At 67.5% G+C, this 23,479-nt stretch carries 14 protein-coding genes; 13 read left to right on the top strand and 1 reads right to left on the bottom strand.

Going from position 1 to position 23,479, the window contains the following annotated elements:
• Positions 1-5 precede the first annotated feature (5 nt).
• Positions 6-5,390: an autotransporter outer membrane beta-barrel domain-containing protein gene (locus ASD87_RS20515; protein WP_056325801.1), complete on the bottom strand. Its 5,385-nt coding sequence runs from the start codon at positions 5,388-5,390 to the stop codon at positions 6-8.
• A gap of 1,211 nt (positions 5,391-6,601) precedes the next feature.
• On the opposite strand from ASD87_RS20515, the gene ASD87_RS20510 reads away from it, so the two are divergent.
• From ASD87_RS20510 to ASD87_RS20450, 13 genes are all read left to right on the top strand, one after another.
• Positions 6,602-11,347, top strand: a complete 4,746-nt coding sequence (locus ASD87_RS20510; protein ID WP_056325798.1) for an autotransporter domain-containing protein — start codon at positions 6,602-6,604, stop codon at positions 11,345-11,347.
• A 161-nt stretch (positions 11,348-11,508) separates the two neighbouring features.
• Positions 11,509-12,117 (top strand): lipocalin family protein, encoded by a 609-nt coding sequence (locus ASD87_RS20505; protein WP_056325794.1) that lies wholly within the window; start codon positions 11,509-11,511, stop codon positions 12,115-12,117.
• A gap of 16 nt (positions 12,118-12,133) precedes the next feature.
• Positions 12,134-13,684 (top strand): cryptochrome/photolyase family protein, encoded by a 1,551-nt coding sequence (locus ASD87_RS20500; RefSeq protein ID WP_056325791.1) that lies wholly within the window; start codon positions 12,134-12,136, stop codon positions 13,682-13,684.
• Positions 13,685-13,803: 119 nt separating this feature from the next.
• The gene (locus ASD87_RS20495; protein WP_056325788.1) at positions 13,804-14,790 is read left to right on the top strand and encodes a cation diffusion facilitator family transporter; all 987 of its coding nucleotides are present in this window, start codon (positions 13,804-13,806) and stop codon (positions 14,788-14,790) included.
• A 16-nt stretch (positions 14,791-14,806) separates the two neighbouring features.
• Positions 14,807-15,358: a cytochrome b gene (locus ASD87_RS20490; protein WP_056325786.1), complete on the top strand. Its 552-nt coding sequence runs from the start codon at positions 14,807-14,809 to the stop codon at positions 15,356-15,358.
• Positions 15,359-15,681: 323 nt separating this feature from the next.
• A complete protein-coding gene (locus ASD87_RS20485; protein WP_056325784.1) occupies positions 15,682-16,923 on the top strand; it encodes an ABC transporter substrate-binding protein in 1,242 nt (413 codons plus the stop codon).
• A gap of 7 nt (positions 16,924-16,930) precedes the next feature.
• Positions 16,931-17,800: a branched-chain amino acid ABC transporter permease gene (locus ASD87_RS20480; RefSeq protein ID WP_056325781.1), complete on the top strand. Its 870-nt coding sequence runs from the start codon at positions 16,931-16,933 to the stop codon at positions 17,798-17,800.
• Positions 17,800-18,792 (top strand): urea ABC transporter, encoded by a 993-nt coding sequence (locus tag ASD87_RS20475; RefSeq protein ID WP_056325779.1) that lies wholly within the window; start codon positions 17,800-17,802, stop codon positions 18,790-18,792. Before ASD87_RS20480 ends, ASD87_RS20475 begins: the two co-directional genes overlap by 1 nt.
• A complete protein-coding gene (locus ASD87_RS20470; protein WP_056325776.1) occupies positions 18,789-19,523 on the top strand; it encodes an ATP-binding cassette domain-containing protein in 735 nt (244 codons plus the stop codon). The genes ASD87_RS20475 and ASD87_RS20470 overlap by 4 nt, the downstream gene beginning before the upstream one ends.
• Entirely contained in the window at positions 19,507-20,211 is a 705-nt protein-coding gene (locus tag ASD87_RS20465) for an ABC transporter ATP-binding protein (RefSeq protein WP_056325774.1), read from the top strand. The genes ASD87_RS20470 and ASD87_RS20465 overlap by 17 nt, the downstream gene beginning before the upstream one ends.
• 13 nt (positions 20,212-20,224) lie before the next feature.
• Positions 20,225-21,736, top strand: a complete 1,512-nt coding sequence (locus ASD87_RS20460) for an amidase (RefSeq protein WP_056325772.1) — start codon at positions 20,225-20,227, stop codon at positions 21,734-21,736.
• Positions 21,733-22,872, top strand: coding sequence for a transporter substrate-binding domain-containing protein (locus ASD87_RS20455; protein WP_056325768.1), 1,140 nt, complete (start codon positions 21,733-21,735; stop codon positions 22,870-22,872). The genes ASD87_RS20460 and ASD87_RS20455 overlap by 4 nt, the downstream gene beginning before the upstream one ends.
• Complete coding sequence (locus ASD87_RS20450) at positions 22,869-23,477, top strand: ANTAR domain-containing response regulator (RefSeq protein WP_056325766.1); 609 nt, start codon at positions 22,869-22,871, stop codon at positions 23,475-23,477. Before ASD87_RS20455 ends, ASD87_RS20450 begins: the two co-directional genes overlap by 4 nt.
• The last annotated feature ends 2 nt before the right edge of the window (positions 23,478-23,479 follow it).

The following is a 23,479-nucleotide window of genomic DNA, read 5'->3' as shown; positions in this document are numbered from 1 at the left end:
ACGCCTCAGAACGGCACCATGACCTTCAACGTGCCGCTATGGCTGCGTACATTCTCGGAAAACTGGCCGTCGTACTGAAGCCGGAAGTCGACCCCCGCAGCGCGCATGACGTGCAGCCCCGCCCCCACCTTGCCCACCACATCGTCGATGGGCAGCGACGTATCGAACGATCCCGTGCCGGCCGGCGCCCCGCGCAGGCGCGAGGTGGTCGTCCAATCGTCCTTGGACAGGAACGACACGCCGGCGTACACGAACGGCCGCAGCATCGCGCCGTTGGACAGCTTGGCGCGTCCGCCGAACTCGATCATGGGCGACAGGCCCAGGATGAACTGGTCGCTGCCGTCCACCGACAAGGCCAGCGGATTCGCGCCCGATTCCTTGTAGCCCGGCATGCGGGTATAGCTGGCGTCGAAGTCCAGGTACGGCTTCACGTACACGCTCTCGAAGGCGAAGGTGCGGGCTGCGCGCAAACGTGCATTGAAGCCATAGACGTCGGGGCGGCTGGTCAAGGTGTCCTGGTATCCCGCGATGTCGATGTTGCGGTCCATGCGATAACCGCCATAGCCGCCGCCGACCGCGGCCGAGAACACCCACGGCCCTTCCTGGCGCTTGACGACCATGCCGGCGTAGCCGCTGTCGCCATCGCCGCGCACGCTGCCGTCGTTGGCGCGCACCTTGCTGCTTTCGTAGGCCACCGAGCCGCCGACGAACCAGCCCGGACTGACTTCGCGCTGCCCGCCAATCTGGTAGGTCACCGTGTCGTAGTCAAAGCCAGCCGTGCCTTTGCTGCCGTCCTGGCTGGTCGCGCGGCCCGTGACCTGGCCCCAGTAGCAGTTCTGCTCGCCCGAGAAGGCATCGACACCGGTGAACGTGGGGCAGGACATCATCGCGCCCGTGAAATGCCCCAGGTTTGCGGCCGATTGCGCCGCCGGCGCGCTCGTCACGCCCGGCGACAGGTTGGACATGCGGTCGCGATACGTGCCCGCCCCCTGGCGCGAAGCCTGGTCCAGCTGCCCGAAAAGCGGCGCCAGGGCGGAATTGCCGCCTGCATCCCAGATACGCTGAAGCTGATCGGCGACCTGGCGCTGGTTGGCCTTCAGTTGCATCGACGGCGCGTTGAAGTCGGCGCCTGCGACGCGGATGCGCGTGGACTGGCCGACCTGGCGCGTGGCGTAATCGAACACCGGACTGTCGACGGCGCCCACGCTGCCTTGCGAATCGCCCTGCACCGTCAGGACCGTCAGCTCGCGGTTCGGCATCAGCGCCGCGGCCAGCACGTCGACGTTGCCATTCAGGTCGCCATTGCCTTGCACCACCATCTGCGAGGCGCGCATCTGGTCGAAGTCCACGTCGGCGCGCAGGACGCCGCTGGCGGACTGCCTGAAATTGCCGCTGACCGTCAGGGTCTGGAACTGGCCCGGCGAGCCCATCACGACCAGCCCCGAGTTGATGACGTTGGCCTGATACGCAGTGGCCGCGTTGGCCACGCCGCCCGACTGCACGTAGTAGTTGCAGGCATTGGTGGAATCGCCGTTGCCGCAATAGACGTTGCCGGAGATGGTGCCGTAGTCGTTGATGGTGAGGAAAGACCCCGCCGCCGTGGTCGAATCGCCGTTGAACGTCAACGCCGTGCTGGACAGCGCGCTGAGCGAACCGCCTGCGTTGACGTTGACCACGTTGTCCCGGCCGCTCAGTATCCACACGCCTTTGCCGGAGTTGGAGCCGCCCGACACGCTGCCGTTGATGTTGACCGTGACGCCCTGCTCGCTTTGTCCGCCCTGGCTTTGCGCCATGATGCCCGTCGCATCCGGCCCCGTCACACTGAGCGTCCCGCTCTGGTTCACGGTGACACTGCCGGAATTGCCCGTGGCGCTGCTGACCGACCCGGCAAAGCCGGCCTGCGGCCCGCCAGCCAGCCCGCCGCCGCCGCCGATCGACTGCGCGATGATGCCGTAGGCATTGGCGCCCGCGGTCGTCAGATTGCCGTCAAAGGAAACCGTCACGTTGCCGGCGGTGCCCGAACTGAACGCGGTCGGCAGGAATCCGGCCGCGCTGGTGGTGATCAGCTTGGTGGTGTCGCCCAGGATGCCCCCGCCGTCCGCGATGGACTGCGCCACGATCCCGTGCGCGCCCGCCCCATGCGTGGCCAGCGTGTAGCGCAGATCCACGTTCACGGCGCTGGCATTGGCGTTCCCGCCACCCAGCACCGTCGTGCCGACGCCGGTTGCCGTGCCGGACGTCACGATGCCGCCGCCCCCGCCGATCGATTGCGCGATGACGCCGATGGCCCGATCGCCATGGGTGTTCAGGTTCAGGCCGGTGGACAGATTGACCGTGCCGCCCGCGCCGGCCACGCCCGCGCCGCCCGCGTGCAGGTTGAATCGCTGGCTGCCGGGATTCGCGGCCGATGCCGTGCTGCCCGCCATCGCAATGCCGCCGCCCCCGCCGATGGACTGCGCCACCAGGCCGTAGGCGCTGTCGCCGGTGGTCTGGATGGCCGCGTAGCTGCCGCTCGTGACCGTGATGCTGCCGCCGGCGCCACCGCTGCCGCCGGTCGCGCCGGCCCGCAGCGAGCCGTTTGCCAGCGGCGATCCCGTGGCGCCCATGCCGCCGCCGCCGCCGATGGACTGCAAGACGATGCCCATCGCGCCATACCCGGCCGTGTTGAAGCTGTTGGTCCCGTTGCCGTTCAGGAAGGCGACGATGCTGTTGCCCGCCCCGCCGCTTCCGCCCGAGCCGCCCACCGAAATCGACACGTTGGACGACGAAATGCTGGACGAGGCGGTTGATGCGCCACCCGCGCCGCCGCCGCCGCCGATGGATTGCAGGACGGCTGCGTCCGCGTAATCCCCGTACGTGTTCGTGGACGCCCCGACGCTCGCGGCATTGGAAGTCGTTCCGATCGCGCCGCCATTGCCGCCCGCGCCGCCATTGCCGCCCACCGAGACGTTGAACTGGTAGGTCGTGCCGGAGTCGTCCAGCGAGTCGGATGAATTGTTCTGGCTGGTGCCGCCGACCGCGCCGCCCAGCCCGCCCGAACCGCCGATGCTCTGCACCAGCAGCCCGTCGGCATCGGCGCCATAGGTGGTGACATTGCCATCGCTGTTCAGGGTGATGGCGCCGCCATAGCCCCCGCCGGTGCCGCCGCGGCCAACCGACACGGTGGCCCTGACGTCGGTCGTGCTGTCTTCGCTTTCGCTGTTGACGGCCAGCCCGACCTGGCCGCCTTGCGACGCCCCGCCGCCGCCGCCGATGGACTGCACCAGCACGGCGCGCGCGCCATCGCCGTGCGTGATGATCGTGCTGGCCGGATCGACGGTCAGCGATGCCGTGCCGCCCTGTCCGCCCGATCCGCCGATCCCGCCCACGTTGGCCGTGATCGACACGTTGGCATCCACATTCGGGCTGCGTCCCGTGGCGGAACCCACGCCGCCCGCCCCGCCGCCGCCGCCAATGCTTTGCAGCACCAGCGCATTCGCGGAGTCTCCCCACGTGGTGATGGAACTGCCCGCCAGGCTGAGCGTGGCGTTGCCGCCGTAGCTGCCCGATCCGCCGCTGCCCCCCACCGACGACTGAACCGTGCCGCCGACGGAATCGCCGGTGCCGACCACCGTCGAGAGGGCCGATGCGCTGCCGCCCAGCCCGCCGCCGCCACCGATCGATTGCACCAGGACGCCTTGCGAATTGGGACCATACGTGGTCAGGATGGAATTGTTGATGGCCGATGACGCGGTGCCGCCCGCGCCGCCCGAGGCCCCGGACCCGCCCATGGCAAACGTGACCGCGACGCCAAAGGACGCGTCCTCGTCTGGCACCGCAATCGCCAGGGCCTTGGCGACGGACGCGCCGCCCGCCCCGCCGCCGCCGCCAATGGATTGCACGACCACGCCGTGCGCATCGCCGTTGGTACTGCCCGACGAACCTGTCGTCAAGGTGGCGTTGGACACGTTGCCCGCGGCGCTGCCGCCCGCGCCGCCGTTGCCGCCGGTGCCGCCCACCGCGACGGACATGGCAAAGCCGACGCCGGCGTCGTAGGAAGAGGCTGCGCCCCCGGTTCCTCCGCCGCCGCCGATGGACTGGGACACGATGCCGTACGCATGGTCGCCGCCCGTGGTCAAGCTGTAGCCGTTCAGGCCAACGGTGGACGAGCCGCCGTTGCCGCCGCCGCCGCCCTGCCCGCCGATCACGGCAACCCCGCTTGCCGCGCCGCCATCTCCGCCGCCGCCGCCGATGGACTGGCCCAGCATCCCGATGGCCGACGTTCCGCCCGTGGTCAGCGTGCCGGACTGGTTGATCGTGACCGTGCCGCCGGCGACCGCCGTGCCGCCCGCCCCGCCCAATGCAACGATGCCGCTGCTGACGCCCGCCGTGCCGCCGCCGCCACCGATGGCCTGCGCCGATATGCCGTGCGAGGACTGTCCGGTGGTCGTGATCGAGGACTGGCTGTTGATGGAAACCGAGCCGCTGGCCCCGCCGATCCCCGCATCCGCGCCGGCATTGCCGAACAGTTCGAAGTTCGCCGTGGTCGTGCCGCCAATGCCGCCCATCGACTGGCCGAGGATGCCGATGGAATAGTTGTTGGAAGTCTGGATGGAGCCGCCGGTGGTCGTCACCGTCACCGCGCCGCCGGCCCCGCCGCTGCCGGCGTTTTCGGGCGTAAAGTCGATGATGCCGCTGCTGGTCTCCACCCCTCCGCCCGCGCCGCCCAGGCTGCTGGCCGAGATGCCGGTGGACTGCACGCCATTGGTGCTGATGGTGGCATTGCCGCTCAGGGTGACGTTCACCGTGCCGCCATTGCCGCCGGCCGCCCCATTGCTGTCCTCGCGTCCTGCCCCGCCGTTGCCGCCCTGCGTGATCACGTTGACGCCCGGCAGGTAGTCGCCCGATGTCGTGACCGACGACCCGCTGTTCAGGGTGACCGTGGTGGTCGTATTGCCGTTGCCGCCGCCGTATCCGCCGACTTCGCCGCTGGTGTTGGTGATCGTCTGCGGACCCATGCCGCCATTGCCGCCCAGCCCGATCACGACGATCCCGCCGGACACCTTCGACAGGCTCGCGGGCTGCACGGTCGAGGTGCTGGACACGGACACCTGGCCCGAGTTCACCACCGTCATCGCGCCAAACTGGCCCCCGGTGCCGCCGTTGTCGCTGCCGTCCTCGGACGTCGTGCCGTTGCCGCCCTGGCTCAGGACATACAGGCCGCGCACGCTGCTCAGGGCCGTCCCGCTGACGTTCACCGTCACGGAGCCCGTATTGGTGATGATCGTCGGATTCGAGTAATTGACCGCACCGCCGCTGGAACCGCTGCCGTTGTCCAGCCCGCCACTGCCGCTGATGGATTCCGCGCCGATGCCCCATGCGTAGCGCGACGTGGAACCGGTGACCGACACGGCCCCGGCATTCGAGATATTGACGATATTGCTTCCGCCGCCATTGCCGCCGCCTGGTCGCCCGTCGCCGCATTGTCCTGGTTTCCGCCCGTCGCGCCGATGCTGGCGCCATAGAGGCCCACGCCGCCATAGGGCAGGTTCAAGACGCTGACGTTGCCGCTATTGGTGATGGTGACGGCAGAGCCATCGCCCCCCTGGCCCCCATTGCCCCCGCCAATCACCGTCTCGTTGGCATTGGCGCCAATGCCCCCGACCGACACCCCGTAGATCCCGAACTGCGCGCCCGAATCCGCCCAGATGCCAGGACCGCTGCCTTGGGCGCTGGAGGTCGGCGCGTTCTGAACGGTGATCGTCCCGCCGTTGTTGTTGATGGTGATGGTGCCGCCGTTGCCGCCGTTCGTCGCATTGTTGCTGGTGTCGCTGGACCCCATGCCGCCGGTCAGGCGAACGAAGATGCCGCCCTGCGGGACGCTCGGCTGCAGCACGGCGCCGTTGTTGACCACCGTGTAGTTGCCGCCATAGCCGCCGATGTTGTCGCCGGTGCCGGCGCTGGCAGTGTTGACGACACTGACCTGCGCACCCGACCCGCCCTGGCTGGACGAAATGGTGCAGGTGGTGGAATTGGAAGGATTGGTGTCGACCGAAGGACAACTCAATGCCGCGACGGCGGGCTGCGCCATGACGAGCCCCACGGCGGTGACGGAGAGCATCTCGCGCCAGTCCGGGGGACGTGGCAGCGAACGACGAGGTTCCAGTGTCCAAACCGCAGTGCCCCTGGCTCGCAAAGGTCGCTTTGCGGTCGGCTTTCCCATCGTCTTCCCCTCGGCGCGAACCGTAACAACGGGCCGCATAAGTCTTCTGATTTATTCTGCTCCGGACGTTTTTTACCAGTGGCGCTTGCCTTTGCACAGCGCTGTTGCACTTCAGTCCGCCCGCCTGTTGCCTCGCCACCATGCGACCATCGCGAACCGGCCAGCCTGGAATTGCCTCAAGAATTTGGCTTAATTCCGCGAATGACGGCCGGCGGCCCGGTGATATAGTCCGACCGCCTCATGCGAATGCCGTAGGCGGCATGTCGACCTGTCGTACCCGAGCTCTCGGGAGGATCGCCGCCCGGCTCCACCACCACGATTGAATAAGCGCTGCGTCAGTTGTCAGCGAATGCCGGCTCCGGGCCGGCCGGCCAATGGGCGCGCAAAGGGAAAGCAACGATGAACCGCAGCTATCGGCTCGTCTGGAATCAGACCTTGCAAATGATGCAGGTCGCGCCCGAAATCGCCACATCCAGATCCTCAGTCCCAGGCAGCGCGACGCATTGCAGGACACCACGGCGCTCCCTTCCCCGCGCCGCACACCAGGCCGGGCAGATCGCCTTGATGCTCGGCCTGACTTGCGCCTTTCCTTCCGCGTGGGCCGCCGGGTGCGCCGCCAGCGATGCCAGCGCCTGCGGCGCGTCCGGCGGCGCGGGTTACCCGGCACGCAGCGGCAACGGCGGCGCGGGCAACGGCCAGGGTGGCGGCTCCAGCGAGCTCGATGCCAATACCGTCACGGTGCAGGTTCCGGGCGGCGCGCCCGGCGCCAGCGGCAGCGGCGGCAGCGGCGCCGCGGGCGACGCGGGTGGCAACGCTTCCGGCGGTGCCACCGGCCTGGCGCTCTCGTCCACCAACGTCTCCGTAAATACAAACTTCGGCGGAACCGCGGGCGACGTGGGCGCAGACGGCACCAACTTCGGCGGCGGCGGCGGCGGTGGGGGCACCGGGCTGTACTACGGCGGGACCGCGGCGACGATCGGTGTCAATGCCGTCCTCTCCGGCGGCGCCGGAGGTGCCGGGGGCGCCACGTCCAATGGTGTCGTCGGCAATGCGGGCGCCGGTGGCGGTGGCGGCGCCGGGATGATATCGATCACCACCGGCACGAACATCACGTCGAACGGGTTGATCCAGGGCGGCGCCGGCGGCGCGGGCGGGACGGGCGGCTTTGGCGGGGGTGGCGGTGGCGGCGGCGATGGGCTGGTGGTGTTTGGCGTCAGCTCCAGCGTCATCAACCTCGGCACGATAGGCGGCGGCGCGGGCGGTGACGGGGGCGCCGGCGCCAGCGGCAACGGAAGCAGCGGCAACGGCGGCGCCGGCGTCAATCTCCTGGGCGCCTTCAGCTCGCTGGCCAACGTCGGAACCATCACCGGCGGCAGCAGCAACGGCGGCGCGGCGGGCGCCGGCGTGATCACGCACGGTTCCAACTACATCACAAATGCCGGCACCATCGTTGGCGGCGTCGCCAACGGCACGCGCGCGGCTGCCATCCAGTTTGGCGGCACGGGGAACACACTCACGCTGCTCTCGGGTTCCACGATGGTGGGCGATCTGGTCGTCGAGGCCGGCGCCTCTGCCCAAATCAACCCGGCACACCAGGGTCTATCGCTCGGCAATGCCGTAATCCTGACCGACGCCGCATCCGTCGTCTCCTTCAACACCAGCACGGCCCCCCTCACGCTGACGGGCACCATTTCCGGATCAGGCGGCATGACCGCGATGGGCGGCACGCTGTCCACGTCGGCCGTTCACGACTACACGGGCGCCACGACAATCACAAGCGGCACGCTGGCGCTGACGGGCAACGGCAGCATCGCAGCCTCGTCGGGGCTGGTCAACAATGGCCGGTTCGATATCTCTGGCACCGCCGCAGGCGCTTCGCTCAAGGCGCTGACCGGCACCGGCGTCATCGCGCTGGGCTCCCAGTCCCTGACCGTGAACAGCGCCGCGGGCGCCTTCAGCGGCGTGATCGGCGGCGCCGGTGGCTTCACAGTGGCGGGCGGCACGCAGACGCTTTCGGGCGTCAACACCTATACCGGCGCGACCGCCATCGGCAATGGCGCGACCCTTGCGCTGGCAGGCAATGGCAGCCTCGCGGCCTCCAGCGGCGTCATCAACAACGGCACGTTCGATATTTCCGGCGCCACGGCGGGTGCTTCCGTCCAAGCTCTGACTGGCGCTGGCGCTACCACGCTTGGCTCGCGCACCCTGACGCTGACGAACGCGGCGGGCGTTTACGCGGGCGCCATTGGCGGAACGGGCGGGACCACGCTGAACGCCGGCACGCAGACGCTGACCGGCAACCACACGTACAGCGGCGCGACCACGATCAATGGCGGCACGCTGGCGCTGACGGGCAACGGCAGCATCGCGGCCTCGTCGGGGCTGGTCAACAATGGCCGATTCGATATCTCTGGCACCGCCGCAGGCGCTTCCGTCAAGGCGCTGACTGGCACCGGCGTCATCGAGCTGGGCTCCCAATCGCTGACCGTGAACAGCGCCGCTGGCGACTTCGGCGGCGTGATCGGCGGCGCCGGTGGTTTCACGGTGGCGGGCGGCACGCAGACGCTTTCGGGCGTCAACACCTACACCGGCGCGACCGACATCGGGAATGGCGCGACCCTGGCGCTGGCAGGCAATGGCAGCCTCGCGGCCTCCAGCGGCGTCATCAACAACGGCACCTTCGATATTTCCGGCACCACGGCGGGTGCTTCCGTCCAAGCCCTGACTGGCGCAGGCGTTACCACGCTCGGCTCGCGCACCCTGACGCTGACGAACGCGGCGGGCACCTATGCAGGCGCCGTCGGCGGGACGGGCGGAATCACGCTGAACGCCGGCACGCAGACGCTGACCGGCAACAACACGTACAGCGGCGCGACCACGATCAATGGCGGCACGCTGGCGCTGACGGGCAACGGCAGCGTCGCAGCCTCCAATGTCGTCGTCGACAACGGCACGTTCGATATTTCCGGCGCCACGGCGGGCGCATCGGTCACGGGTTTGACGGGCAGCGGCGCGGTAGCGCTGGGCAGCCGCACCCTGACGATCAGCAACGCGGCGAGCGCCTTCGGCGGCAGCATTGGCGGCACGGGCGGCCTGACGGTGGGCGGCGGCACGCAAACGCTCACCGGCGCAAACACCTATACCGGCGCGACCACGATCAGCCCGGGCGCCACCCTCGCCATCAACGGCGCGGGCAGCATCGCAGCCTCCCGTGGGATCACGAACCAAGGCACGCTGGATATCTCGGGCACGGCGGCGGGCGCGTCGGCAACGAGCCTGAACGGCTCGGGGAACGTGGCGCTCGGCGCGCGCACGCTTACGCTGACCAACGCCGCCGGCAATTTCTCGGGATCCATTGCCGGCACGGGCGGCCTGACGCTTAACGGCGGCACGCAGGTCCTGGCGGGCGCCAACAGCTACACGGGCGCCACCACCATCAACAGCGGCACGCTTGCCGTCACGGGCAGCCTGTCGTCCGCATCGAACGTCGTGCTGGCCGGTCCAGGCGCCGCGCTCGATGTATCGGGCGCCGGCCCGCAGCGGGTGACCGCGCTGACGGGCGGGGCGGGCACGCGCCTGCAACTCGGCACAAGCACGCTGACGCTGGATTCGCCGGCCGACAGCACGTTTGACGGTTCATTGAACGGCTCTGGCGTCTTCGCCAAACAAGGGGCCGGCATGCTGACCCTGAACGGCGACAGCAGCGGTTTCGCCGGCCTCACGCGGGTGGACGGCGGCACGCTGGCCGTGGGCGATGCCAACCACGACGCCGCGCTGCTCGGCGGCAACGTGGCCGTGGGCGCCCAGGGCACGTTGAAGGGTCACGGCACGATCGCCGGCAGCCTCTTGAACCAGGGCATCGTTATGCCAGGCGGGTCGGTCGGCACGTTGAGCGTCGGCGGCAACTACACCCAGGCCAGCAACGCCACGCTGTCCATCGAGGTCAATCCGCTGGAAAGCTCGCTGCTGCGCGTCGGTGGCGCCGCCACCCTTGACGGCGGGCTATCCATCGTCTACGCGCCCGGCACCTACACGGCGCGCCGCTATACCCTGCTTTCGGCCGCCAACGGCGTCAACGGCACCTTTGCCACGGTGACCAGCACCACGTCCGCCGGCGCGGATCTTTCCACGCTCGACCAGTCGGTCACCTACGGCGCAAACGAGGTCGGCCTGCAGTTGTTCACCCCCGACGCCCCTGGCCCCGTGATCGTCGCTCCCACCAACACCAGCATCTACACCGCGCTTGGCACGGCGGCGATCATGCGCGCGCAATCGGTCAACGCAACGCTGCTCGGCCGCTTCGTGCCCTCGCCGCAGACGCAGCCGGCCGCGCGCGGCGCCTGGATCGAGGCCACCGGATCCAGCACGCGCCTGCACGCCGACGACGGGCAGCCTGGCTTCAAGGCAAACCAGTTCGGCTTTCTGGCGGGCACCGACCGGCCGGTCGGCGACTACACCGTGGGCCTGGCCGGCGGCTATGCGCACACGTCGATCAACGAAGACGAAACGGGCAGCTCCGGCGCCACCGACACCGTACGCCTGGCGCTCTACGGCGGCCGCGACTTCGGGCCGGTCATCGTGTCCGCAACGCTCGGCTATGGCCTCGACTTCCTGTCGCAGAAGCGCCCGTTTGGCGCGTCTGGCACCGCGCAAGGCGATCACATCGGGCACGAAATCTCGGCCGCCACCCAGGCCGCCGTGCCGATGCGCGTCGGCAGTGTCACGCTGACGCCCGCCGCCGGGCTGCGCTACGCCTTCTTCCGGGGCGCAAGCTTTACCGAAAGCGGCGCCTCCGCGCAGAACCTGGACGTCGATTCCGACACCGCGCGCAGTCTTCAGCCCTACGTGATGCTCAAGCTGGACAAGACGTTCGGCGAGGGAGAACGCGCCATCGATGCCCAGTTGCGCGTGGGCTATGCGCGCGAACTGATGGGCACAAGCCGGCAGGTCACCGTCCTGTCGCAGGACGGCACCCGCTTCGCCGCACCCGGCGTCGCGCTGCCGCGCAACTACGTCACGGGCGGCGCGAGCATCGGTTTTCGCCCCTCAAAGGCCACGTCGATCTCGTTGGGCTACGACGCGCTGATCAATACCGGTCACGCGTCGGCGCAAGCGGGATATGCGCGGTTCGAGTATCAGTTTTGAAATCAAGTTCGACTTCAGCGGCCGATGGCCGCGGCCTTTCTCACTGAAGCGGAGCCGAAACTCGCGCACCAAGATTTGTTTCCATTTTTTCCGAACCGCAAGCATGGCCCGGAAACCGCGCAAATATAATTTCCAGGACTCAAATTCAGCGGAGGTTTGCCATGCGCCATGCAGAAGCCGGTCGTCGTTTTACCCACCCGTTGCGGCGCGTCGCGCCGTGGGTCGCGTTGGGACTATTGGGCTTGACGTTGTATGGCTGTGCTGCGACCACGCCGCCCAAAGGCGTGACGCCCGTCGGCGCCTTCGACGTGCATCGTTACGAAGGCCGCTGGTTCGAAATCGCGCGGCTGGACCACCGTTTCGAACGCGGCATGACGGACGTCACCGCGCACTACACGCTTCAGGATGACGGCACCGTGCGCGTCGTGAACCGCGGATTCGACCCGGCCAAGGGGTCGAATGGCGATTGGCGTTCGGCAGAGGGGCTGGCCCGCTTCACGGGAGACCCCTCAGTGGCATCGCTGAAGGTGTCGTTCTTCGGCCCCTTCTATGGCGGCTACCATGTGGCCGCATTGGATCCGGATTATCGCTGGGCCCTGGTGGTTGGCCCGGATCGCAGCTATGCCTGGATCCTCGCGCGCGACAAGACACTGAATGCGCAGACGCGCGACGACATCCTGAGCCGCGCCAAGGCGTTGGGCCTGGACACCGACGCGTTCATCTGGGTCAGCCAGGACCGCGAACAGCCGCCGCTGGAACCGGCTTCCTGATGCCGCGTCGCGCGCCATGACAGCCAAGGGCGCTGGCGCGCACACCCTGCGCTTGATTCTCGGCGACCAGCTGAACCCGCTGCACAGCTGGTTCGCCCGGACCGACCCGGACGTGGTGTATGTGCTGATGGAAGTGCGTCAAGAGACGGACTACGTGCTGCACCACGCGCAAAAAATCTTGGCGATATTTGCCGCCATGCGCGATTTCGCGCGCCATCTGCGCCAGGCGGGACATCGCGTCAGGTATGTCGCGATCGACAACCCCAGCAACCGGCAGGACATCACCCAGAATCTGACTGCGCTGATGGCGCACTACGGCGCCCGCGAACTGGGCTACCAGCAACCCGATGAATGGCGGGTCAGCCAAGTCCTTGGCGCCTGGAGTGCGACGCAGGCATTCTCCGTACAGCAGGCCGACAGCGAGCATTTCCATACGACGCGTGACGAAGTGGCCACGTTCTTCGGGCCCCGCAAGAGCTGGCTCATGGAGACGTTCTACCGCCATATGCGCCGGCGTCACGGCGTATTGATGGATGCAACTGGCGAGCCGGTGGGCGGGCGATGGAACTTTGATCACGACAACCGCAAGCCCTGGCCCGGCACCCCGCCGCTGCCGCCCGACGTCCGGCCGGTGCACGACCGTCGCGCGCTGTGGGAAACGGTGCAGCAGGCAGGCGTGCAGAGCTTTGGGAATCCGCAGGCCGATCAGTTCCGCTGGCCGCTGAATCGCGCGCAGGCGCTTGCATGGCTGGACCATTTCATCCAGCACACGCTGCCCAACTTCGGGGCCTACGAAGACGCCATGAGCGCGGGCAATCCGCGCCTGTTTCACTCGCAGTTGTCGTTCGCCCTGAACACCAAGATGCTGCACCCCGGCGAGCTGGTGCGTCAGGCGCAGGCCGCCTACGAAACGGGACATGCTCCCTTGGCGGCCGCTGAAGGCTTCATCCGGCAGATCCTGGGATGGCGCGAGTATGTCCGTGGCGTGTATTGGACGCGCATGCCGGGGTACGAGACGCGCAATGCGTTGGGGCACACGCGCCCGCTGCCGGCCTGGTTCTGGACCGGGCAGACCCGCATGCGCTGCATGAGCGACGCCATCGGCAATTCGCTGGAGAACGCCTACGCGCACCATATCCAGCGCCTGATGGTCATCGGCAACTTCGCGCTGTTGGCCGGCCTGGACCCTGCCGAGGTGCACCGTTGGTATCTGGGCGTCTACATCGACGCGTTCGAATGGGTCGAGCTGCCCAACACGGTGGGGATGAGCCAGTTTGCCGACGGGGGCTTGCTGGGCACCAAACCCTATGTCAGCAGCGCGTCATACATCGACAAGATGAGCGACTACTGCCACGCGTGTCCGTACGACAAGAAGCGGAAGACGGGCGAACGCGCCTGTCCGTTCAACGCCCTGTACTGGGATTTTTTTGCTCGCCACCAATCGCAGCTTGAGGACAACCGGCGCCTTGCCATGGTGTACCGGCGATGGCAGGACCTTCCCGGGGAAGCGCAGGCCGCGTTGCGTGAGCAGGCGGCGCTGACGTTGACGCGCCTGGAAGGACTGTAAGACTCGCTTAACGCCAAAGCGCGAATCATTCCGGCGGCATTCATCCTGCGTTAAGGTCGGGCCGCTATGCTGGGCGCCCAAATATCCCATCGCAAACGCCAAGCATCGGAGCTGTACCCATGACACCCCTTCGGCCCGCGCCCGACGCCCCCGAAGATAACGAACACACGCCGGCAGAGCGCGCTGCCGCCGCTTCCCGCAGCACATGGGTCAGCGTGGGCGTCAATGTGGCGCTTGCGACTGCCCAGATCATCCTGGGCATATTCTCGAAATCCCAAGGCCTGATAGCCGACGGCATTCACTCGCTTTCAGATCTGGTCGCAGACTTCATCGTGCTGCTTGCCAACCGGCATAGCCAGAAGGAAGCCGACGCCGGTCATCACTATGGGCATTACCGCTACGAGACCGCGGCGTCGTTTGCACTGGGCATCTTGCTGCTGCTCGTGGGCGGCGGCATGCTCTGGGCGGCAATCAGCAAACTGGAGCAGCCCGGCGCGATCCCGCAGGTGCATGGCATTGCCCTGTGGGTGGTGGGCATCGCCCTGGTCGCAAAGGAACTTCTGTTCCGCTACATGCTGGCCGTGGCCAAGCGCGTGAAGTCCAGCATGCTGGTGGCCAATGCCTGGCATGCGCGCTCGGATGCCGCTTCCTCGTTGGTGGTCGGTATCGGCATCGTCGGCAACCTGCTCGGCTACCCGATCCTGGATCCCGTGGCGGCCGCCATCGTGGGGTTCATGGTGGCAAGAATGGGCTGGAATTTTGGGTGGGATGCCCTGCACGATCTGATGGACCGTGCGGCCGACGAAGATGAAACCGCAGCCATTCGCCAGACCTTGCTGGACACCGCCGGCGTTCAAGGCGTGCATGACCTGCGGACCCGAAAAATGGGCGACATGATCCTGGCCGACGCCCACCTGGAAATCGACGCGGCGTTGACCGTGGACGAAGGCCACAAGATCGCGGTCGAGGCCCGCCACCGGGTCATGCAGCGGCACCGTGTATTGAATCTGATGACCCACGTCGACCCCTGGCGGCGCACCGGCGCGCCGGCAAGTTCCGATCAGGGTGCGTCCGGCATCACGCCCACCATTGCGCAGCAGCTCTGAAAGAAAAGGAAACCTCATGGCAATCAAGAATACCGATACACAGTTTGGCGGCCTCGTCATTGCGCTGCACTGGCTCATGCTCATCGTGCTGGCGCTGGTCTACGCCTGCATGGAGCTGCGCGGCCTGGCCACGAAAGGCACCAATCTCTACAACGACGTCAAAGCGCTGCATTTTTCGCTGGGATTGTGCGTGATCGGGCTGGTCGCCGTGCGACTGGCCGTCCGCGTGGCCGCTGGCGCCGCGCCTGCCGTCCGGCCGCCGATGCCGCGTTGGCAGGACGTGCTCGCGCGGCTGATGCACTACGCCCTGTATGCGTTCATGATCGCCACCCCCATTCTTGGGTGGCTGACGCTTAGCGCGGGCGGTAAAACCATTCCGTTCTTTGGCCTTGAGGTGCCCGCCTTGGTGGGCGCGGACAAGGCGCTGGCAAGCCAGCTGAAGGAACTGCATGAATCCCTGGCGACGGCCGGCTACTTTCTGGTGGGCATGCACGCCGCCGCTGCGCTGTTTCACCACTACATCCTGCAGGACAATACGCTGGCGCGCATGCTGCCGGGACGTCGCTGACGCCAGGCCCAACGCAACGCGAAATGCCGAACGTGCGCTAGGCCCTAGGGAAATCCCGGGGCTAGCCTGGACTTTGCCCTTCCCCTAGAATTTGCCCTGCCTTCACGCATTGAAGGCCGGCTCGGCAAGTTCCAAAGGCGCAACTGCCCGCAAGGCCGCTCAGTTTTTCTCGTCGACAACGGCGTCGACATCCTGCCGGGTTCTCGGCATACCCACACACCTATACACGTCTACGCGACTTTCGGCGTCGGCCTCTGCTCGTCCCTGCACTTTGCGCCGGGCGCCAGACCGTGCGCGCCGCGAGCGCTCAAGGGGCCATCAACATGAGCATGAACCGCCGCCAGTTCCTCTCGTCCACCACTGCCACCGCCGCCTCCGCCACCCTGATGGGGCTGACGGGCTCGCGCGCCTTTGCGGCCGGCGAGGAAAAAATCAACGTCGCCGCCATCTACGATCTGTCGGGGGGCCTGGACATCTACGGCAAGCCGGTGATGGACGCGCTGCGATTCGCGGCCGAGGAAATCAATGCCAAGGGCGGCCTGCTGGACAGGCAGATCAACTTCATCGCCTATGACGCGCAGTCGAACATGCAGCTGTATGCGCAGTTCGCGCAGCAGGCCGCGCTGCGCGACAAGGCCGCCGTGGTCCACGCCGGCATCACGTCGGCCTCGCGCGAGGTCGTGCGCCCGGTGCTTAACCGCTATCGCACCCTGTACTTCTACAACAACCAGTACGAAGGCGGCGTCTGCGACCGCAACTACTTCGCGGCCGGCGTGACGCCCGCGCAGACCGTGCAAAAGCTCGCCCCCTACGCCGTCAAGAATTGGGGCAAGAAGGTGTACATCGTGGCCGCCGACTACAACTACGGCCAGATCGTGTCCAACTGGGTGCGCAAGTACGCGGCCGACGTGGGCGGCAAGACCGTCGCGACGGAATTCTTCCCGCTGGATGTGACCGATTTCGGCGCCGCCATTTCCAAGATCCAGGCCGCTTCGCCCGACTTCATCTGGTCGGGTCTCGTGGGCGGCGCGCACATGTCGTTCTACCGGCAATGGAAGGCCACCGGCATGACGGGCAAGATTCCGCTGGCCTCGACCACCTTCGCTGGCGGCAATGAACACATCGTGCTGTCGCCCGAGGAATGCAATGGCTTCCTGGTCTGCCAGAACTACCTGCAGGAGCTGCCTGGCGCGGCCAACGCCGACTTCGTCAAGCGCTTCCATGCCCGCTACGGCGCCGACTATCCCTACATCACCGAACTGGCCATGGGCGCCTATCAGGGCTTCATGCTGTGGGCCGAAGGTGTGCGCAAGGCGGGCTCGCTGGACCGCATGAAGGTCATCGAGGCGCTGGAATCCGGCATCGCCATCGATGCGCCGAGCGGCCGCGTGTCGCTGGACCCGGCCACTCACCACTGCACGCTGGACGTGCACATCGCCGAAGTGCGCGACCGCAAGCTCAACCTGGTCGAGAGCTTCCCGCAGCAGCAGCCCGGCGACACCGCGGCGGTGTGCGACCTGATCAAGAACCCGGCGGACAACCGTCAATACGCCATCAAGTTCTGAGCGTTCCATGGATCTCGTTGCCATTTATGCCATCGATATCCTGGGTGCGATCGCCATCCTGGCGCTGTTGAGCGTCGGGTTGGCGGTGGTGTTCGGGATGATGAAGATCATCAACCTCGCTCACGGCGAGTTCATGATGCTGGGCGGCTACGTCGCCATCCTTGCCACCAATCAATGGGGCGTGCCGATCTGGATCTCCATGCTGGTGCTGGCTCCCTTGATCGTCGGCGTCTTCGGCGTGCTGGTCGAGCATCTGCTGGTGCGCCATCTGTACGGCCGCATGATCGACACCATGCTGGCGACCTGGGGACTGTCGCTGGCCGTCATCGGCCTGGCCACCATGGTCTTTGGCAACACCACCGTCGGCATTTCGTCGCCCCTGGGCGGCATCACGATCGGCGCGCGCCAGGCAAGCGGCTACACGCTATTTCTGATTGCGCTGGCCGCCGGCGTCATGGTGGCGCTGTGGTGCCTATTGCGCTTTACCGATTTCGGCCTGCGCGCCCGCGCCTGCATGCAGAACGCCGCGATGGCCAATGCGCTGGGCATGAACCCCAATGGCGTCTACAAGATGACCTTCGGTCTGGGCGCCGCCCTGTCCGGTCTGGCGGGCGCCGTGCTCGCTCCGCTGACCGGCGTCATCCCGACCATCGGCGCGGCCTATATCGCCAAGGCCTTCATCACCGTCATCAGCGGCGGCAGCGCCGTCATCGCCGGCACGGTAAGCGCATCGGGGTTCTTCGGCGCCATCAGCCAGGGCGTGACCTTTCTTGCCACGCCGGTTTACGGCCAGGTGGCCTTGCTGCTGGCCGCCATCGTGCTGATCCGTCTGCTGCCGCAAGGCATCACCGGCCGATTCTTCAAGCGAGCGATCTGATGCGTCTACCTGTGATTTCTCTGGCGCTGGGCGCCGCGGCCGTCGCCGCCGCGATCCTGTTGCCCACCGTCGTCGACATGTTCAGCCTCTTGTCCATGACGGTCTACCTCGTCATGGCGTTGCTGGCCCTGAGCCTGGCGTTCGTCTGGGGGCACGGCGGCATCCTGTGCTTCGGGCAGGCCGCCTTCTTTGGCCTGGGCGCCTACGCCTGGGCGATCGGCGCCTTCAACTTCGGCGCAGGTCTGGCCGCGATGACCCTGGCGGTCGCCGTGCCGGCGGCCTTTGCCGCCCTGCTGGGCTACTTCATGTTCTACGGCAAGATCAGCGACGTCTATCTGGGCGTCATCACGCTGGCCGTGACCTTGATCCTGTTCAACTTGATGAATTCCACCTCGGGCGACAGCTATCGCATCGGCGAGGCGCTCCTGGGCGGATTCAACGGCATTCCGTCCATCCCGCCGCTGACGCTGCCGGGCGCGGCCGAACCCCTGTCACCCGAAGGCACGTTCACGCTGGCCGCGCTGATCCTGATCGCGGCGTACTTCGGCCTGCGCGCCGTCATGGCCTCGCGCTTTGGCCGCGTGGTCGCCGCCGTCCGTGAAAACGAGCAGCGCGCGCTGCTGCTGGGCTACAACGCCAGCCTGTACAAGCTGGCCGCGTTCACGCTGGGTGGCGCGCTGGCTGGCCTTGCCGGCATGCTCTACGCCAACTGGGGCGCCTTCGTCAGCCCTGGCGTGTTCGGCCTGTCGCAGTCGGCGCAGATCATCATCTGGGTGATCGTCGGCGGCCGGGGCACGCTGATCGGCCCCATCATCGCCTGCGTGGCGCTGCAAGCCATGGTCACGCAACTGGGCGCGCAGCACACCGTCGACACCGGACTGGTGCTGGGCGTCATCCTGATTCTCTTCGTTCTGTTGATCCCGCGCGGCCTGGCCCCGACGGTGCTCGACGCGTGCCGCCGCGTGGTGCGGCCGGCCAAGGAGCAAGCATGAGCACGCTGCTGTTGGAAACCCAGGGCCTGGGCGTGAGCTTCGGTGGCGTGCACGCCGTCAGGGAGGTCGATTTCCGGCTGGAACGCGGTGAAGTGCGCTGCCTGATCGGCCCCAACGGCGCCGGCAAAAGCACGTTCTTCAAGATGCTGTCGGGCCAGTTGCAGCCCAGCCGCGGCGAGATCCGCTTCAAAGGGCGCCCCCTGCGCGGGCTGGCCACGCACGAAGTGGCGCGTTTGGGCATCGGCATCAAGACCCAGGTGCCCAGCGTCTTCGAAGGGCTGGACGTGCGCGAGAACCTGCGCCTGGCCGCGGCGCGGCGCGCGCAGGGCGTGCCGGCCGAGATTGCCGCCCAGGTGCTGGCGGAAATCGGCCTGGACGCTGTGGCCGGCACGCCGGTCAACGCGCTGGCCCACGGCCAACGGCAATGGGTCGAGCTTGGCATGATCCTGGCGTCGCGGCCCGAGCTGGTGCTGCTGGACGAACCGGCAGCCGGCATGACGCACCAGGAGGTGCGCAAGACCGCCGACCTGATTGGCGCCATCAACCGCCACAGCACCGTGGTCGTGGTCGAGCACGACATGGCCTTTATCCGGCTGATCGCCGGCCGCATCACGGTATTCAACCAGGGCGAAGTGCTGGCCGAAGGCAGCTTCGACGACATCATGGCGCATGCCGAAGTGCGTGCCGCCTATCTGGGCAAGCAAGGAGAGACACATGCTCCAGGCGCGTGACCTGAAGGCCGGGTACGGCCGCATCCCGGTGCTGCATGGCGTGAGCTTCAGCATGGCCGCCGGGGAATTCACCGGCATTCTGGGCCGCAACGGCATGGGCAAGACCACGTTGCTGCGCACCTTGATGGGCGAGCTGCCCCTGACCGGCGGCGACCTGACGCTGGCCGACCGGAAGATCGGCGCGCTTGCCCCGCATGCGCGCGCCCGCCAGGGCCTGGGCTTCGTGCCGCAAGGCCGGCAGATCTTCCCAGCGCTGAGCGTGGCCGAAAACCTGCGCATGGGCTGCGTGAAGAACCTGCGCGGCGCCGATGCCATGATCGCCTCGGTGTTGAAGGTCTTTCCGCGTCTGCAACGTCTGCTCGATCGCCCCGGCGGCAGCCTGTCGGGCGGCGAACAGCAATTGCTGGCGCTGGCCCGCTGCCTGTGCGGCGAGCCCAGGCTTATGCTGCTGGACGAACCCACCGAAGGCATCCAGCCGTCTATCTGCGATGAGATCGTCGAAGCCTTGCAGACGCTGCGCGCCTCGCATGGCATCGCGATCCTGCTGGTCGAACAGGACATCGACTTCCTGTGCGCGTTGTCCGACCGCATTCTGGTGCTGGAAAAAGGCGAGCTGATCGCCGACGTTCCCACCGCCACCACCACTGCCCAAGAGATCGCCCGGCGTTACGGCGGTCTGCAATCCTGATACGGAATCCAAGATGTCCCTTCCCCGTCCCACCCTGGAAGCGCTGGACCAGGCCGCGCGCCGCATCGGCCTGAATCTGGACGATGCCACGCTGCGCGCCTACGGCAGCATTCTGGAGGCCACGTTTGCCGACTACGACCAGGTCGATGCGCTGATCGATCAGCCGCCGGCGGTGCGTTATCCGCGCACGCCCGGCGTGCAGCCCGAAGACAACCCGCTGAACGCCTGGTATGTGCGCACCGAGATCGACGGCCGCCCCGGCGGTCCGCTGGCGGGCAAGCGCGTGGTGCTCAAGGACAACGTCTGCCTGGCCGGCGTGCCCATGATGAACGGCGCGGCCACGCTGCGCGGCTACGTGCCCGATCAGGACGCCACCGTCGCCACGCGCATTCTGGATGCCGGCGGCCGCATTGTCGGCAAGGCCCATTGCGAGTATTTCTGCGTGTCCGGCAGCAGCCATACCAATGCCGCGGGCCCGGTGCGCAACCCGCGCAATCCCGAGCACTCGGCCGGCGGCTCGTCCTCGGGCGCGGCGGCCCTGGTCGGCGCCGGCGAAGCCGACATGGCCATCGGCACGGACCAGGGCGGGTCGGTGCGCATTCCGGCGGCCTACTCCGGCATCTACGGCATGAAGCCCACCCACGGCCTCATTCCCTATACCGGCATCATGCCGATCGAAATGACGCTGGACCACGCCGGCATCATGACGGCCAATGTGGCCGACAACGCCTTGCTGCTGGACGCTATCGCCGGCGCCGACGGACTGGACCCGCGCCAGCAAGGCCTGCCCGCCGAGCGCCCGTCCTACCGGGACGCGTTGGACATGCCGCTCAAGGGGTTGCGCGTTGGCGTCGTGCCCGAGGGCTTTGGCTGGGCAAACAGTGAAAGCGAGGTGGACGAAGCGGTGCGCAAGGCGGCCCGGGAGATGGCCGCGCTGGGCGCCGAAGTCGTCGAGCTGCCGGTGCCCCTGCACCGCAAGGGCCATGCCATCTGGACGCCGATCGCGGTCGAGGGCACCACCCAGCAGATGAAGGGCTTCAATTACGGCACCAACTGGAAGGGCCTGTATGTGACCGGTCTGATGCAGGCGCAACGCCATTGGCGCGACCACGCCGACGAGTTCCCGCACGACGTCAAGACCTGCCTGCTGGCCGGCGAATACTTCTACGCGCGCTACGGCGGCCAGTACTATGGCAAGGCGCAAAACCTCGCGCGCCGTCTGCGCCAGGCCTATGATCAGGCTTTGGACCGCGTCGACCTGCTGTTGATGCCGACCGTGCCCATGCGCGCGCCCCGTCTCATCGATGCCGGCGCGGCCCCGGACCTCTTCGTGACCCGCGCCCTTGAAATGAACGCCAACACCGCGCCCTTCGACGTCACCGGCCATCCGGCCATCTCCGTGCCCTGCGCCCTGCGCGACGGCCTGCCCGTCGGCATGATGCTGGTGGGCCGTCATTTCGACGAAACGACGCTGTATCGCGCCGCCCATGCTTTCGAGCAATCGCTCGACTGGACATCGCTGTGACCGCCACCACCGGCCATCGGGTCGGCCTGCTGTTCTCGCACGAGAGCCTGACAGCGGCCACCGAGATCACCCAGGAAAACGCCACGCTGCTGGCCATCGACGAAGTCAATGCCGCCGGCGGCATCGGCGGCGTGCCGCTCGTTCCTGTCAGCGCACGCGTGGGCGCCCAGCCGGCCGACTATCGCCAAGCCGCCGAATGGCTCTGCGACCGCGAGCGCGTGCCGCTGATCTTCGGCACCCATATGTCCAGCACCCGCAAGGCCGTGCTGCCGGTCGTCGAAAGCCGCCGCGCGCTGCTGTTCTACGCCACGCTCTACGAGGGTTTCGAGTACTCGCCCTATTGCTTCTACGGCGGCTCGGTGCCCAACCAGAACTCGGTGCAGCTGGCCAGTTACGTGATCCGCCACTTCGGCAATCGCGTGCTGTTCATTGGCGGCCAGTACGTCTACCCGCGCGAGTCCAACCGCATCATGCGCGAGCTCTACGAGCAGGCGGGCGGCGAAGTCGTCGACGAGGTCTACCTGCCGCTGAACGCGCCGCAGGAGGACCTGGCCGATGTGCTGAAGCGCGCCGTGGCGTTGCGTCCGGACGCCATCTACTCGACCATGGTCGGCCGGGACATCGTCAAGCTGTACCGCGCCTACCGCGAGCTGGGCCTGGACCCGGCGCGCATGCCCATCGTCAGCCTGGCCACCAACGAGACCGACGTTGCGGCGCTTACCGCTGAAGAGGCCGAAGGCCACATCACGGCCGCGCCCTACTTCGCGTCCCTGAACACCGCGCCCAGCCGCCGGTTCGCCCACGCCTACCATGCGCGCTTCGGCGAAGACAGCCCGATCACGGCAGGCGCCGAAGCCGCCTATTCCCAGGTCCATCTCGTGGCCGACGCCGCGCGCCGCGCGGGCGGTCTGGCCGTGCCCGACCTGGTGCAGGCCCTGGACGGCGCCCAGTTCGAAGCGCCCCAAGGCCTGGTCACCATCGATGGCGATACGCAGCACACCTCGCTCTGGCCGCGCATCGCGCGCATCGACGCGCAACGCCAGTTCAAGATCATCTACGCCGCGCGGGCCGCGGTGCGGCCGGTGCCGTACCTCGTGGACCACGCGCTCGACCCCGAGGCCCTGGCGCTACCGTGACCGCCTCTCTCACCCGGCCCGGCCGCAGCACCACGGCGCTGCGCGAACTGAACGGCCTGCGCGTGCTGGTCCTGCACCCGCAGGATGCCGAATCGCGTCTGTTGATGTCGCATCTGAAACGCATCGGCTGCGTGCCGACCCAGCAATGGCCGCTGCCCGATACGCTCTGCACCGATACCGACGTGGTCGTTCTGCCCATCGAAGAAGACTATCGCGACGCCATCCAGAAGCTGGCCGACGGCCTGAACGCGCTGAGCCCGCCGCTGGTCGGCATCGTCGAGTACGAGAACCCCGCCACGTTGCAACTGGTGCTGCATAGCGGCTGCACCGGCGTCATCGAGCGGCCGATCCGCCCTTTTGGCCTGCTGACCCAGCTGCTGCTGGCGCGCACCGCCTGGCGCCAGCAGGCCGCCACGATGGCTCACATGCGCAAGCTGGAAGGGCGTTACGCCGCGGTCAGCAAGGTCGCCACCGCCAAGACGCTGCTGATCGCGCGCGAAGGCATCACCGAAAACGAGGCGCACCGCCGAATCCAGGGGCGCGCCATGGCCACGCGATCGTCGCTCGAAGACGTGGCGCAAACCATCATCAACGAATTCTCCTGATC

Source organism: Achromobacter sp. Root170, from assembly GCF_001428165.1.
GTDB classification, from domain to species: Bacteria; Pseudomonadota; Gammaproteobacteria; order Burkholderiales; family Burkholderiaceae_B; genus Achromobacter; species Achromobacter mucicolens.
Note: the sequence above shows the minus strand (reverse complement) of the source record. Positions and strands in the feature narration are given on the sequence as shown.

Excerpts from the sequence above, each read along its gene's own strand:
- ASD87_RS20510 (WP_056325798.1), top strand. The coding sequence starts at position 6,602 with ATGAACCGCAGCTATCGGCTCGTCTGGAATCAGACCTTGCAAATGATG.
- ASD87_RS20505 (WP_056325794.1), top strand. The coding sequence starts at position 11,509 with ATGCGCCATGCAGAAGCCGGTCGTCGTTTTACCCACCCGTTGCGGCGC.
- ASD87_RS20500 (WP_056325791.1), top strand. The coding sequence starts at position 12,134 with ATGACAGCCAAGGGCGCTGGCGCGCACACCCTGCGCTTGATTCTCGGC.
- ASD87_RS20495 (WP_056325788.1), top strand. The coding sequence starts at position 13,804 with ATGACACCCCTTCGGCCCGCGCCCGACGCCCCCGAAGATAACGAACAC.
- ASD87_RS20490 (WP_056325786.1), top strand. The coding sequence starts at position 14,807 with ATGGCAATCAAGAATACCGATACACAGTTTGGCGGCCTCGTCATTGCG.
- ASD87_RS20485 (WP_056325784.1), top strand. The coding sequence starts at position 15,682 with ATGAGCATGAACCGCCGCCAGTTCCTCTCGTCCACCACTGCCACCGCC.
- ASD87_RS20480 (WP_056325781.1), top strand. The coding sequence starts at position 16,931 with ATGGATCTCGTTGCCATTTATGCCATCGATATCCTGGGTGCGATCGCC.
- ASD87_RS20475 (WP_056325779.1), top strand. The coding sequence starts at position 17,800 with ATGCGTCTACCTGTGATTTCTCTGGCGCTGGGCGCCGCGGCCGTCGCC.
- ASD87_RS20470 (WP_056325776.1), top strand. The coding sequence starts at position 18,789 with ATGAGCACGCTGCTGTTGGAAACCCAGGGCCTGGGCGTGAGCTTCGGT.
- ASD87_RS20465 (WP_056325774.1), top strand. The coding sequence starts at position 19,507 with ATGCTCCAGGCGCGTGACCTGAAGGCCGGGTACGGCCGCATCCCGGTG.
- ASD87_RS20460 (WP_056325772.1), top strand. The coding sequence starts at position 20,225 with ATGTCCCTTCCCCGTCCCACCCTGGAAGCGCTGGACCAGGCCGCGCGC.